The 13,311-nt window shown below is 40.1% G+C and carries 13 protein-coding genes; 1 reads left to right on the plus strand and 12 read right to left on the minus strand.

All coding sequences use genetic code 11. From position 1 onward, the window contains the following. Nucleotides 1-2 precede the first annotated feature (2 nt). The 8 genes from M0R21_11505 to M0R21_11540 all read right to left on the minus strand — a co-directional run bounded on the left by M0R21_11505 (nucleotide 3) and on the right by M0R21_11540 (nucleotide 9,608). Nucleotides 3-1,178, minus strand: coding sequence for a Xaa-Pro peptidase family protein (locus M0R21_11505; protein MCK9618444.1), 1,176 nt, complete (start codon nucleotides 1,176-1,178; stop codon nucleotides 3-5). Between the two features lie 25 nt (nucleotides 1,179-1,203). Next, nucleotides 1,204-2,244 carry a hypothetical protein gene (locus M0R21_11510; GenBank protein ID MCK9618445.1) on the minus strand — a complete coding sequence of 347 codons (1,041 nt, stop codon included), beginning with the start codon at nucleotides 2,242-2,244 and terminating at the stop codon, nucleotides 1,204-1,206. A 46-nt stretch (nucleotides 2,245-2,290) separates the two neighbouring features. Further along, nucleotides 2,291-3,088, minus strand: a complete 798-nt coding sequence (locus M0R21_11515; protein MCK9618446.1) for an SDR family oxidoreductase — start codon at nucleotides 3,086-3,088, stop codon at nucleotides 2,291-2,293. 104 nt (nucleotides 3,089-3,192) lie between these two features. Next, nucleotides 3,193-4,650, minus strand: a complete 1,458-nt coding sequence (locus M0R21_11520) for an aldehyde dehydrogenase family protein (protein MCK9618447.1) — start codon at nucleotides 4,648-4,650, stop codon at nucleotides 3,193-3,195. 93 nt (nucleotides 4,651-4,743) lie between these two features. Then, nucleotides 4,744-6,918, minus strand: a complete 2,175-nt coding sequence (locus M0R21_11525; protein ID MCK9618448.1) for a thiamine pyrophosphate-dependent enzyme — start codon at nucleotides 6,916-6,918, stop codon at nucleotides 4,744-4,746. A gap of 51 nt (nucleotides 6,919-6,969) precedes the next feature. After that, nucleotides 6,970-8,310, minus strand: coding sequence for a 2-oxo acid dehydrogenase subunit E2 (locus M0R21_11530; protein ID MCK9618449.1), 1,341 nt, complete (start codon nucleotides 8,308-8,310; stop codon nucleotides 6,970-6,972). Between the two features lie 178 nt (nucleotides 8,311-8,488). After that, complete coding sequence (locus M0R21_11535) at nucleotides 8,489-9,292, minus strand: fumarylacetoacetate hydrolase family protein (GenBank protein ID MCK9618450.1); 804 nt, start codon at nucleotides 9,290-9,292, stop codon at nucleotides 8,489-8,491. A gap of 148 nt (nucleotides 9,293-9,440) precedes the next feature. Next, entirely contained in the window at nucleotides 9,441-9,608 is a 168-nt protein-coding gene (locus tag M0R21_11540) for a hypothetical protein (GenBank protein MCK9618451.1), read from the minus strand. 411 nt (nucleotides 9,609-10,019) lie between these two features. Here M0R21_11540 and M0R21_11545 point away from each other — a divergent pair, with 411 nt between their 5' ends. After that, on the plus strand, nucleotides 10,020-10,646 hold the full coding sequence (locus tag M0R21_11545; GenBank protein ID MCK9618452.1) for a GntR family transcriptional regulator: 627 nt from the start codon (nucleotides 10,020-10,022) through the stop codon (nucleotides 10,644-10,646). A 6-nt stretch (nucleotides 10,647-10,652) separates the two neighbouring features. Here the strand turns inward: M0R21_11545 and M0R21_11550 are convergent, their stop codons facing one another. The 4 genes from M0R21_11550 to M0R21_11565 all read right to left on the minus strand — a co-directional run. Next, nucleotides 10,653-10,805 (minus strand): hypothetical protein, encoded by a 153-nt coding sequence (locus tag M0R21_11550; GenBank protein ID MCK9618453.1) that lies wholly within the window; start codon nucleotides 10,803-10,805, stop codon nucleotides 10,653-10,655. After that, nucleotides 10,805-11,254, minus strand: coding sequence for a VOC family protein (locus M0R21_11555; protein MCK9618454.1), 450 nt, complete (start codon nucleotides 11,252-11,254; stop codon nucleotides 10,805-10,807). The genes M0R21_11550 and M0R21_11555 overlap by 1 nt, the downstream gene beginning before the upstream one ends. Next, a complete protein-coding gene (locus M0R21_11560; GenBank protein ID MCK9618455.1) occupies nucleotides 11,247-12,539 on the minus strand; it encodes a lactate racemase domain-containing protein in 1,293 nt (430 codons plus the stop codon). The genes M0R21_11555 and M0R21_11560 overlap by 8 nt, the downstream gene beginning before the upstream one ends. Nucleotides 12,540-12,612: 73 nt before the next feature. After that, nucleotides 12,613-13,311, minus strand: a 699-nt coding sequence (locus tag M0R21_11565; protein ID MCK9618456.1) for a zinc-binding dehydrogenase, incomplete at its 5' end; no start/stop codon positions are given.

The following is a 13,311-nucleotide window of genomic DNA, read 5'->3' on the forward strand; positions in this document are numbered from 1 at the left end:
TTTTAAAGATCTCTGTTAAAAGTACTTAACTCCATAATTCCATCTTTTGTAACGGCGACATTATCCTCTACCCTGAATCCGCCAAAACCCGGGATGTAAATACCTGGTTCGACCGATGTTACCATCCCTTCCTGAAGTAAGGTTTCGTTTCCGGGAGCAAGTAAAGGGGGAAATTCATGGTATCTCCATCCAACACCATGCCCCGTGATATGAATAAAATATTTGCCATAGCCGGCTTCATTTATGACATCACGCGCAGCTTTATCGACTGCCGACATTTTTATCCCCGGTCTAATAGCTTCTTTTGCAGCCAATTGGGCTTTACGGACAACCGCATATATTTCCTGCTGTTTTTTATCAGGCCCACCCGCTACAACTACCCTTGTATTGTCAGCCCAAAAACCATCTGCAACAACAGCTAATTCAAGTAAAGCAATATCTCCATTTTGCAATATTCGATTGGACGTAATCAGGCAAGGTCTCCAAGCTTTTTCTGTTCTTTGTCCTGATGATACCTGGGCGAACCCGCGAGCTGATTTTATTCCTTTGTACCCGCTCCCTTTAACGGCTATCGCACCATCAACCAATGCAAGAAGCTCTATTTCTGGAATGCCTTGTTTAACATTGGCCCTAAAGGTTTCGAGACCAAAACCTGCAATTTCATTTGCGATACGAAGCTTTTCAAGTTCGGAATGAGTCTTTACCGATCTTAATTCATCTAAAAGATCCGAAGCATTTGAAAACTTTGCATTTGGAAGAAATTCCATAAGCAGTTGTTTAGACCACCATCCCGGGACAGAGGGTTCGCCAATATTGAGTGGGGGGGCAATGCCTTCAAAATTTTCTTCTATCCCGATATGCCCCTTTTCAATACCAAATTCTATTGCAACGTGTTTGACAATTTTTTTTATTTCTTCAAGTGAATGAGCCTCTAAATGTGCCCATTCAAAGGTGGAAAAATCGGTGATACCATCAGCCTGTGCTTCGATTGCCTCGCACTTGGGTAGAATTATGTGCGTTCGTCCATCAGCAGTTGATATGGCCCAACTTGTACCTGTCAGAGGCCACCATCCTGAAAGAAATAGGACATTTTCAGGTAAACGACAAATTAAGGCATCAAGCCCTTTTTTGTTCAACCCTGAACTATTTCTGTTTATGCGTTCTGAATCTATTCTCATTATTACCCTTTTTTATTTTAATAGCTTACGAAAGCATATTGCCGGTTGCTATAATCATCATTGAGACAATAAGAATCGTGATGGCAATGTAAATGTATTTTCTGGGTTTACCCCTGACGCCTTTCCATTCTCCAGTTGTAAAGCCAAGAATTTGACCACCAATAATAACAAGACCCTGGTTGATTCCCCATCCTACAGAGGCGCCGAGGGCACCGAGCAACAACATTCCTTTGCCCAAAAGGACACTGGGGGTAAAAAAAAGCAAGCCATAAACTGCAGAAAGAAAAATATCTTTAGAGTTTTTAGGAATAATATGCCAGGATTTGTTCTTTGTAAGAAGATATGCGGGGTAAAGGATATTGATCAGTGCTGCACCAAATAAAACGATAGCCCATAGCGCTATTTTTGCAGTGAAATCAGGCACACCGTGCGAAGCCATGACCTCAAAAATGGAATCCTGACTATAGGTAAATGCAAAACCCCAACCGGTGGACAGAAACCCGGCAAGAACAACCATAATTAAACCAATGGCAACCGAGCCTGTTTTTTTCTCAATACCCTGCTCCCGGGTTAATTTTTCGCGTTTCAGACCGGCAAGAGCGCTGAAATATACGCCTATTATCATAACAGCAACTCCGAAAAGGATCGTTAATCCGGCTTGAGATACCAAAGATGGAGCTTCGGAGAAGATACCAGATGCTTTAAATATCATTGGGGTAATCACCCCAACACTTGCACCAATCGCACATAGGATACCATAAGTCAGGCTTACGCCAAGCCGTATAAAACAAAGCATTGCCAAAATTTGGGCAATTCCCCAGCACAGCGAAAAGAGATTCGCTTTTAGAAGTATCCCTTTATCAATTTCCGAAATAATTGTAAAAATATCAGGGCATAAAATAAAAGTAATAGCCCACGGGATAAGTAGAAGAGCTACGAGCATAGAGATAAAGCCGAATTGCTCATATTTGAACTGTTTCAGAAATTTCAGGGGACCGGGGCTCACCCCCATTATGAGTCCCGATACTCCGGTGATAAGGATTCCGAATAGAATTGAAGTTTCCATAGGTTTAACTAAAAATGAATCATCTTTTTCAACTTAATATTATAATTTATTCTTCCCAATAGGTAGCATCCGGCAAAGAACCATCCATTCTGTATCCACCATCCATTACCAAAACTTCGCCGGTCATGTATCGGCTTTCATCGCTGGCAAGAAATACCACACCCCGGGCAATCCACTCCGGCTGGGCTATTTCTTTCATCGGAACACGTTTGTAAAGCGCTTCAACAACAGATTTGGTGTACATAGGTGTTGTCAATTCACTGTAAGTCGCACCCGGCTCAATACAATTTACATTTATTTTATAAGGGGCTAATTCAGTCGCAAGAGTACGGCTAAAAGCTTCCATTGCTCCCTTGGCCGCAGTATAAGCTGAACAATTTGGTTCGCTAATCATCGCATGAATGCTGGAGATATTCACAATTTTTCCACCCCTCTTTTGCCGAATCATCTGTTTTGCGACTTCTCGACAAGAAATGACTACGCTTGTAGCATTATTTCTCATAAGCACTTCATATTCTTCAGTGGTCATCTCAACTGCTGGTCTTTGCAGAATTCTGGCAGCATTATTGACCAAAATGTCAACCTGACCGAATACCTTGACGGTTTGGGCAACCAAATTCAAGATATCCTCCTCTTTACTAACGTCGGTTGGAACCAGTAAGATCTCTGCGCCAGCGGTTTCTTCTTTGATTCTGGCCAGCGCAATTTCGCCTTTTTCGGCACGACAAGCAAGTACTACTTTGGCACCTTCTTTTGCAAATTCAGAAGCAATAGAATAGCCGATGCCGGAACCTGCACCGGTTACTATTGCAACTTTGTCTTCAAGTAATTTTAATTTAGCCATTTTTAATTCTCCTTTTAATTTAACTTGTAATTAAGAAATATATCTATTTTCAAAAATAGTGCATTATAATATATTGATAAACAATGCGTTGTTATTTAGTATTCTTAATATTTGATATAGACACTTTTGTTGTTAGAAAAAAAATCTAATCCACTTTTTCCTGCCTCCGGGAGGCCAATCCCGGATTCTTTTATTCCCCCAAAAGGTAATTGTGGCTCCTTTAAGGATGTCATCAGGTTCACATGAGTAAACCCAACTGCCGTTTCCCTGACGAATCTCATGGCATGGTTAAGGTTATTGGTAAATACCGATGAGCTCAGTCCAAACTTACTGTCATTGGCAACCTGAATAGCTTCGTCCAATGAGTCAACCACGATGACAGATAGCACAGGCCCGAAGATTTCCTCTTGTGCAACTCTCATGTTTGGTTTCACAGAACCAAAAATGGTAGGTTCAATAAAACAACCATCCTGAAAAATTCCATGATCGATCTTATTTCCACCAGCCAATAATTTGGCTCCCTCTTTTTTACCAATTTCAATATATTCCAGAATAGTTTTAACCTGGTCTGTACCGCAAACAGGTCCCATTGTTACACTGGCATCGAAACCATCTCCAACTACAATAGATTTTGTCTCTTTGATCAGCTTTTGGGTAAATTCTACGGCCACTTTTTTTACAACAATGGCCCGGCTTGTTGATGTACACCACTGGCCTGAACAGGCAAATGCAGCTCTTACAATCGCTTTTACTGCCAAATCAATATCTGCATCCTCCAATATTAATGCGGCGTTCTTGCCTCCTAATTCAAGTTGCGTACGGGTTCCGTTAATTGCTGCTTTTTGATGAATTCCCATCCCTACTTCTGTTGACCCGGTAAAGGAAATAGCTTTAATACGGATATCTGTAACGAGTGTATTTCCCACCTCGCGACCAGAACCAGTTACCATATTAAAGACACCTGCAGGCAAGCCTGCATCATCAAATAATTTTGCATACAAATAACCGGTTTGAGGAGTTAAACTGGCAGGTTTGAAAATACAGGTATTCCCCGCCATCATGGCTGGAATGCACTTTCTTACCGCCACATTAAACGGGAAATTCCATGGACAGATAATGCTAACCACACCCAATGGCTCTTTTAATGTGTATGCAAATACCCCATCTAGACTTACTGGAATTGTTTCCCCAAACAATCGCAATCCCTGATTAATCTGAAAATCCATTTCAGCAATCGCTGAATCAATCTCTCCCAGTGAGTCGGTAATTATTTTCCCGTTTTCCTGGGTAATAATTCCGGCGATATCTTCTCTTCTTTCGGTCATTAATGCAAGAGCTTTGTGAAGATATTTTCCCCTGGCAATAGGTGAAAGCGCTTTCCATGCGGTAAAAGCAGACTGGGCAGCTTCAATTGCAAGTAAGGTATCTTCTTTTGATGAAAGTGGAAAAATTCCCGTGACCTGAGACAGTTTTGCAGGGTTCCTTTGCTCAAATGTTTCATTTAAAGCTGGGCCAATCCATTGCCCATTGACGTAATTTTTAAATGTTTTAAATTCGTTCATGATTTTTGATCTGATTTATTTATCACTATTTTTTAGGTACAATAACAAGTTTGCTTTTGCAAAAAGTCGAACCTCAAACTCAACTATAATAATTTATTTCCATTGACGTTTCGCCGCCAGGATCGTATTTTGAATAATAGTTTCATCATCGAGCATGGCTGATTGTTCCAATACTCTTGAAACTGAGTTTGGCACATCAAGAGAGCTTAAGCGCATAATCGGACTGTCCAAATAGTCGAAAAAACGCTCTGTCAACTCGGCTGCGATCTTCCCCCCGATGGAAAGATTGGTCGGCGCTTCTTCGATGATGACCGCTACACCAGTTTTTTTCAGGGACCTGCCGAGGGTATCAAAATCAAGTGAAGGAAGATCAATTGTGCGCAGGTCGATCATGTCAACGGAAATGCCTAATTCTATAAATTTTGGATTTAATTGTTCAATCCTGAGCGCCATATAACCGTAGGCAATAAGTGTTACATCCTTACCTTCTTCTATAAGTCTGGCCTTACCAAACTCTATAAAATAATCGAGGTTATCGGCCGGCACAGGGAATTTCCGGATATCCAAAGCATTGTGTTCTATAATAAGCACCGGATCATTTGATTGCATGGCGGTGTTGAACAGTCCCACATAATCGAAAGCATTGGCAGGAGCTACGATCCTCCAGCCACTGAACAGGGCATACAATCCTACCGGGTCCATCGAATGCTGCCCCCCGTACCCGCAACCAATAGCAATCCGGGTACGCAACACCAGCGGGATGTTTGTGGTATTGCCATACATATGCCGTGCTTTCCCGATCTGGTTGAAGATCTGGTCTGCCGCCACCAGGGAGAAATCGGGGAACATAATCTCAACGATGGTCCTCATGCCAGACATGGCAGTTCCAAGACCAAGGCCAGTAAACCCTGCTTCGGAAATAGGGGTATTAAGGACACGGTCAGGGTATTTTGCCGACAATCCCTTGGTTGCACCATAGGCCCCTCCGCCGAAATTGGCGATTTCTTCCCCCAACACAATCGTATCGGGATATTTTTCAAGCCACCTGCCCGTAACTGCTGCAATCGAATCGGAGTATCTCATTTCTTCGAAGTCATAAAAATCATTCCTTTCGGAGAAAGTGATCTTTTGAAATTCGGTACCGTCGCTTCGTGTTCCTAGTGATGCTGAAGAGGAAGATGGAAAGTATTCTGTCTTTACCTGGCGTGGCTTTCCTTTCATGGTGTAATAATCCACCGCCTTTTCCACCACTTCGGCGGCAAGTTTTGATATATGGTCGATCTCTTTTTTACTCAGTATCTTTTTCTCCAGTAATAATTCGGGAAACCGGGCGACAACCTCCATTTTCATAAAGTTTTCTTCTTCTTCCTTGCTCCTATATTTAAATGCACTTCCCGGCTGGTCCCCCGAATGGTGGTAGCGCCTATAGCATTTTGCCTCTATCATGCAGGGCTTTCCACCCTCCCGTATTCCTTTTGCTACATCTTTGACCAATTCGTATATAGCAACAATATCGTGGCCTTGTACAATATGGGCATCCATCCCGTAGGAAGCTGCACGAATGGACAAATCACTGATTGCACAAGAATCTTTAATGGAGGTCCCAACGGCATACTCATTGTTTTCCAGGAAAAAAATGACAGGAAGCTTCCACAGTCCGGCTAGGTTACATGCCTCATGAAAGGCCCCTTGGTTAATGGCTCCATCACCAAAAAAGGCGACAACAATATTCCCGGTCTTTTTGAATTTTTCGGAAAAAGCTGCTCCTGTTGCCAAAGGAATACCACCTCCAACAATGGCGTTCGATCCAAAGAATCCGGCCTCCTTCCACCTAAGGTGCATCGATCCACCGCGTCCACCGCAAAACCCATCGGATAATCCCATGATCTCTGCAAGTGTCCTTAGGACAACAGTCTCTGCCTCAACCGAGACAGCATTTATTGCAGGGTTCCAATCACTTTCAACCGCATATTGCAGGGCTTTGGAAAGAAACTGATGGTGTGAACGGTGAGTTCCGAAGAACTTATCAGAGGGCTTAAGTGCAGCAACTGTGCCAACTGCAATTGCCTCCTGACCAATACTGGTATGTATTGGTCCCCAAACGCAATCATCATTTTTTAAAGCCAGAATCGCTTCTTCAAAATTGGAAATTACACGGATATCGAAAAGCATCCTGGAAAGTATGTTGGCATCGATTCCCCTTAAATCCTTAAATTCACTTTTCCAGTCTGTTCTGCTCAGTTGATTTAGTATTATTTCTTTTTTCATAATGTTTCAATTGACTCTTACGTCATATCCAAAAATTTATTTATATCCAAGTTAATTATAGATCATAATTATTGACAGGTTTTCTATTTCATATTTGATTTCCTTCAAAAATAGAGTTGCAGTACCTCCATCAAGGGCCCGGTGATCATATGTCAGAGAAAGACCAATAAATGGAAGAAATCCCAAAGTACCATCCTCCATTTCTGCTGGCCTTTTAATAATCGTATTTACCCCAAGGATTGCTATTTGTGGAAGGTTAATTATCGGCGTAAAAAATTCCACCCCATAGTTTCCTAAGTTAGAAACGGTAAAGCTTGCTGCTTCCGGCTTTAATAGTTCAGTATCAATACTTCCTTTCCGACATTGGGCTGCCACATTTGACAATTGCGAAGAAAGTCCTTCAATGGAAAGGTCATCTGCATTTTTAACAACCGGAACCATCAAACCACGTTCGGTATCAACAGCCAATCCCAAATGTATTTTTTTGAACCAACGCATGCTGTCGCCAATTAATTGAATATTGACCTGCGGAAATTTTCTCAATGCCCTTATCACTGCAAAACAAACCAAATCGTTAATGGTAATATTTTGCGAAATTTCTCCACTTTCCATTTTCTTTTTATAGAATTTGCGTAATGCAATGATTTTCCGGACATCGGCGCTCATGTGATGAGTAAGTTGAGCCGAATTTTGAAGCGACTGTTGCATCGCCCTGGCAATATGTTTACGTATATTAGTGAGTTTTCTTACCTCAAAATCGTCACCATAAACCGGGTTGTAAGTAGTCAAATTATCGTAACTGAAACAACCACTATTATCAATTGTTGCCTCGGGAAAAGTCAATTCTTCCTCCTTTGCTCTTTCCTGGGGCCATGGTCTCATTTTTGAAAGCGATTCTGCAGCCATCTTAATGTCCTGCGCAATGATGCGTCCATGCGGACCGGAGCCTTTTATTTTATCATAAGAAATTCCCTGTTTCTCGGCCATCACTTTTGCAAGGGGCGAAATCTTAACCTTACCCTCCTGCTTTTCAATTAAAACAGCGTCTTTATTTTCCTCATTGGGAGAAGTCCTTCCTAATCGTGCTGTTTTTTCTGATATAAAAGGAGTAGCCTCTCCTTCACTTCCTTGCCCGATTTCATCAATGGTTTCACCTGATTTACCTAAGACAGCGACATTGGTCAACACAGGAACTTCATCGCCTTCCTTGAAAAAAATGGCCAGTAATTCGCCATCTTCTTTTGCTTCTTCTTCAAATGAAGCTTTATCTGTTTCGTAGGAAAACAGAATGTCACCAACCTTCACCTGGTCTCCGACCTTCTTGTACCACTCACCAATAATACAGGTCTCAACAGATTGTCCCTGCCGGGGCATTTTAATAGCTGTAGCCATAGTGTTACTTTTATTCTTTCAGAATAGTTGCCTTGTCATTCAATACTTCATTAACTTAATAATAATACAGTATATAGTGCCGGATATAGTGCCGGAATGAGATACCATCCAACCAGTAGCTTTGCATATTTTGCATACGCTATTCTCAGAACCTGCGTTTTACCGGAAAAACAATAATTTATTTTTCTTCTTCCACTGTATTAATTAACTGCCCAATTTTTTCTATTTCGACCACTATTTTGTCGCCTGTCTTTAACCATCTTGGTGGATCCGATGCCATTCCAACACCATGGGGAGTCCCGGTTAAAATGACTGTCCCAGGTTTTAACGTAGTGCTTCCACTCAGGAATTCAATTAATGCCGCAACATTGAATATCATGTCATCAGTATTCCCCTCTTGAACAGTTTCTCCGTTTAAGATTGTCCTTATTTTTAATGAATTCGGGGCTTTAATTTCATCAGTCGTAACAATGTGGGGGCCTAATGGGCAGAAACTGTCAAAAGTTTTACCCTTGCACCATTGTCCGCCTCCATACTTAAATTGCCAATCCCGGGCGCTCACATCGTTTGCGCAGGTATATCCAAAAACGTACTCTAAAGCTTTCTCTTTGCTAACATTCTTGCATTCTTTGCCAATTATTACAGCTAACTCACCTTCATAATCTACTTCCTTACTTTCCAATTGGCGGGGTAAAAAAATTGGGTCTCCGGGATTCTGAACGGCATTTAACGCTTTTAAAAACAATATAGGATAATCGGGTATGTTCATCCCGCTTTCTTTCGCATGATAACGGTAATTTAGGCCTATACATAATATTGTGGATGGCATGATAGGGGACAAGACCTTTTTTACCGGGACTGGCGCCAGAGTTGTTTTATAATCGCTAAAGATATCTCCGATGATTTTATATACCCTCTTATTTTCAGCAAAGTACCCAAAACCAATATCCCCCTTAAAGTCAAGATAACGTATTATTTTCATACTATTATTTTTTTAGTTCTTCCTAAAATGTTATTGTATAACCTGGCATTAATGCTTATATTTCGCTGAATGCATCAAAACCACCATCCACAGTAATCACTGAACCTGTAACAAAACTAGACGATTCACCTCCTTCTTCTTTGATCCGTTATGCTGTTGTGTTTGCTGATTCCTGAGAAAAATCCAAGATGACAGCACTGGCTCCAAGATGGGCTACTGTACTTGCTATTTCTCCGGCAAGAGTTCCTCCCGCATCAGTTAGTACAACTACCCTCCCATCCAGGGAAAACATTTTTTTCAAAATATGTTCTTTCATAACTGGATTTTTGTTTGAGTTATTCTATTATAGATATGTTTCTTTAAAATTGTGCTAAAGCCAAATATTATTATTGTATACAAATATATTATTTATATTGGTATAAGCGTTTAGATCGCCCAAATATATTTGTTGCAATTCTGTTATGTATCTGATATACTATTATTTACGAAAATATATATAATTGTTTTTCACATAGAATAGGGATGATTTGTTATTTGACCAGTAAAAATCATAATCCATATTTTATAAACAACTGTAAATCAACAATTAAAAACGGGCGGCTTATGCGCTTATACCAATATTTATATTTGTATTATTAAATATATTAAGCTTATTTGTACACAATATGAATTAAATTTTTTAATATATTTGTATACTTGAATCCTTTAATGAATCAGAACAATTAGTATGACTGATATTTATACAATATTATTTAATCGGATTATCGCTGGAGAATATACTGTAGGCAAGAGACTCAAAGAAGAGTCTCTTGCAACAGAATTTAATACCAGTAGAACTCCAATTCGATCGATATTACAACAGCTTGAACAGGATGGACTTATTAAGATTTTTCCAAATAAGGGAGCTGAGGTGTTGCCTTTCTCAGCTGATGAGATAGAAGAAATTTACGAAATTCGAAAGTCTCTTGAATTATTGTGCCTTGAAATCTCTTTAAAGAATCTTAGTTTACAAAAACTCATGGAATTAAAAAAGGAGATAATTGAGAACACCAATAATGAAGATATTCAGCTTCAAACAGATTTAGATGCAAAACTGCATTCTTACATTATTAATTCATCCGGTAAGAAAAGGTTAATTGATATGTTAAACCAACTTTCCCGGCTAATTCAAAGTTTCAGGGGACTGGGTTTCGTGCAAAAGGAAACGAAAGAATCAACGATTAGAGAACATATCGAAATAATTGATGCGCTTTGCCGACGTGATATAGTGTTTGCTAAAGAAATGATGAGTAAACACATTGAAAACTCAAAGATGATTGCCCTTTCTCAGTTATTTATTCAAAGGGGGAAATAGGCTTGTTCAAGAAAAGCTCATTGACAATCCAAGCATGATAATTGCTGCAACTAACAGAATGATCCCAATTGGCATCATTCTTTTTGGCTTTGCTCCAACTCCGGTCCATTCTGCAGTAAATATTCCAAAAATATTTACTGTAATAATCTCTATTATCATTAATCCCACTTATTGATAAATAGTTGTTCGCTTTCACGAATTTCACCTACCTCACCGTCGGGACCGTAGAAATAGCATAACCAAACATTATTTCTGAATTCTACCGGTTCGCTGATAAAACGCACCCCTTCATTTTTTAGCATTTCATAGTCCTTTCTAACATCTGACGAGCGGAAACCAAGGTGACTAAACCCTTTATCAGCTTGTTTACGGTCTTCTGGTATTACCTTTCCTTTTGGTACTGTATATTCAAACAACTCCAGCGCATTGTTTCCGGACTTCAGATGAGCAATGCGGGCAACACATCCTAACATGCCAACAACTTTACCAAGTAATTCATTTCCATTAATAACCCGGAGTAATTCGAACCCAAAATTCTTAGAATAAAAATCTATTGATCTTTCTAAATTTGAGACACTTAGTGCCACATGTTCCATTCCTTCAATCATTTCTATCGTTTCTATTGAATTTATTAACTTCTGCCCATAAACCCTGGGCCGGTTTTGATACATAATAGATTACTTCACCATCTGGCATTACATTTTCACCATCCATCAATCTGAAAGGGTTATATATTTTTTCTAATTCATTATAATCAGCATAATTGCAATGAACAGATTCTATTTCTTTTTGGGAAATGTTTTTTACACCGTAAGTTACCTTAAACCGGTTTTCCGCAGAACTGATCAGAAGATGTGATAAAGGTGTCATATGCTTATCCAAATCACCATTTTCGTTAAAAGCCCTTAACAGGTTATCGCCATTTTGATAACCATATTTACGAATAATAAGATCGTTGGTGGGATCTTCGCCAAAAGTGTTAATTCCGGGGCAGAGGACAATCAGTTCGCCCCCATCGGTAACAGCCATCCTGGTCCTGAATATGGCTTTATTACCTACCCAGGTTGATTTGAATTCTTCTGGATCGAGGTAAACAACCACTTTATTGTACTCTTTGTCCAACAGGTTAATATTCACCTGCTGGCAAAGTGCCGCGCCTTGCAGGTAACATTCCACATCATTCCCGGCAAATATCCCTCTGGAAACAATCCGTCCCTTGTCATCCATACCCCTGACTGTTAGAATATATGAAATAGGCAATTGGGATGTGAAATGCTCGCTCATGTAATCCAGTACTTTTCTTACCGGGGAGCTTACATGCCCTATAAGCTTTTCAGAGCCATATTTGGCCCCAATAAAGTGTGTTTTATCGATAATATCTTTCCCTCCAACGCCGATGAACAGGTTTTTATTGTAGTTGGCAATTCCTACCAATTCATGAGGAACAAGTTGTCCGACAGAAATAATCTGGTCCCATCTGCCTTCAATAATCGTTTTATTTATTTCGCAATAGAGGGGAAAATCAACCAGCCCGTTTGTAAGCTTTTTAATAATTTCAGAAGGAATTGTGCCAATTCTAACGATATCATTTTTCCAGTCATGCCGTTTAAAAAGTTCATGAGGTATCCCAGGATACATGGTATTTAACTCATGTGCTGTCATAGGGAAATGCGTTCCGACTGCCGGCATAATCTCAATATAGGTTTTGCTTTTTAGTCTTTCATATAGCATACAGGTAATTTCTCCTGCATACGAATAGAAACGTGTAATATCGGGTGGCAGGATCAATACCCTTTTCAGATTTTCAAGCTTGCCCAACATCACTTCGAGCAGCTTCGAAATATCTTGCTTTTCAATTGTCAAATCTGCTTTACCTTCAGCGAAAAATATCATTATTATAAAATAATGTTGGAAATTCCTTTATATAAGTGCAAATCCATATAAATATTTGATTACCCTGCTAAAATTATGGGATCAGGATAACCTTGCAGGCATTTTCTTTTCTGTTTACCATCGTGTCAATCCCTTTCTCAAAGTCTTCCAGTTTCATTGTGTGTGAAATAAGTGATTTGGTCTCAATTTTACCCGATTCAAGCATTTCAATTACATTATCCCAAATGCCGGGACTTCCGAGAGCTCCTATTATTGTTATGTCCCTTGTAGAAAAGACATCCCAGTCAATTTCCGGCTTTTTCGATCCGAAAAAACCGATCACCACAACCCGTCCGAATGGCCTGATTATCTCTTTTATTTCTTTAAAGACATCTATTCCTGCCGATGTTTCAATAACAACATCGATCATTTTCCCCTCTGTGATTTCGGTAACCCGGTCTTTCAGGTTTTCCTTATAAATATTAATGGTTCCGTCGAGGCCATAAGTTTTAGCCCTGCCTAATCTCTCGTCCCTTGTACCGGAGAGAATAACTTTTTTCGCCCCAAAAACTTTTTTGGCAATCTGGGCTGTCTGCAGGCCGATCGGACCCGGCCCGATAACAAGTACATTATCCAGAGGAGTAACCCCCCCTCTAATTACCGCGTTTAACGCTATTCCTGTTGGTTCAATCAATGAAGCTTCCTCAAACGATAATTTATTAAACTTATGCAGATGCGTTTCAGGAAAAACAATGTATTCAGCAAAGCCACCATCCCGTTTCATGATCCCGGT

The organism is Lentimicrobiaceae bacterium, from assembly GCA_023227965.1.
In the GTDB taxonomy this organism is placed as follows: Bacteria; Bacteroidota; Bacteroidia; order Bacteroidales; family JALOCA01; genus JALOCA01.

Excerpts from the sequence above, each read along its gene's own strand:
- M0R21_11505 (MCK9618444.1), bottom strand. The coding sequence starts at position 1,178 with ATGAGAATAGATTCAGAACGCATAAACAGAAATAGTTCAGGGTTGAAC.
- M0R21_11510 (MCK9618445.1), bottom strand. The coding sequence starts at position 2,244 with ATGGAAACTTCAATTCTATTCGGAATCCTTATCACCGGAGTATCGGGA.
- M0R21_11515 (MCK9618446.1), bottom strand. The coding sequence starts at position 3,088 with ATGGCTAAATTAAAATTACTTGAAGACAAAGTTGCAATAGTAACCGGT.
- M0R21_11520 (MCK9618447.1), bottom strand. The coding sequence starts at position 4,650 with ATGAACGAATTTAAAACATTTAAAAATTACGTCAATGGGCAATGGATT.
- M0R21_11525 (MCK9618448.1), bottom strand. The coding sequence starts at position 6,918 with ATGAAAAAAGAAATAATACTAAATCAACTGAGCAGAACAGACTGGAAA.
- M0R21_11530 (MCK9618449.1), bottom strand. The coding sequence starts at position 8,310 with ATGGCTACAGCTATTAAAATGCCCCGGCAGGGACAATCTGTTGAGACC.
- M0R21_11535 (MCK9618450.1), bottom strand. The coding sequence starts at position 9,292 with ATGAAAATAATACGTTATCTTGACTTTAAGGGGGATATTGGTTTTGGG.
- M0R21_11540 (MCK9618451.1), bottom strand. The coding sequence starts at position 9,608 with ATGAAAGAACATATTTTGAAAAAAATGTTTTCCCTGGATGGGAGGGTA.
- M0R21_11545 (MCK9618452.1), top strand. The coding sequence starts at position 10,020 with ATGACTGATATTTATACAATATTATTTAATCGGATTATCGCTGGAGAA.
- M0R21_11550 (MCK9618453.1), bottom strand. The coding sequence starts at position 10,805 with ATGATAATAGAGATTATTACAGTAAATATTTTTGGAATATTTACTGCA.
- M0R21_11555 (MCK9618454.1), bottom strand. The coding sequence starts at position 11,254 with ATGATTGAAGGAATGGAACATGTGGCACTAAGTGTCTCAAATTTAGAA.
- M0R21_11560 (MCK9618455.1), bottom strand. The coding sequence starts at position 12,539 with ATGATATTTTTCGCTGAAGGTAAAGCAGATTTGACAATTGAAAAGCAA.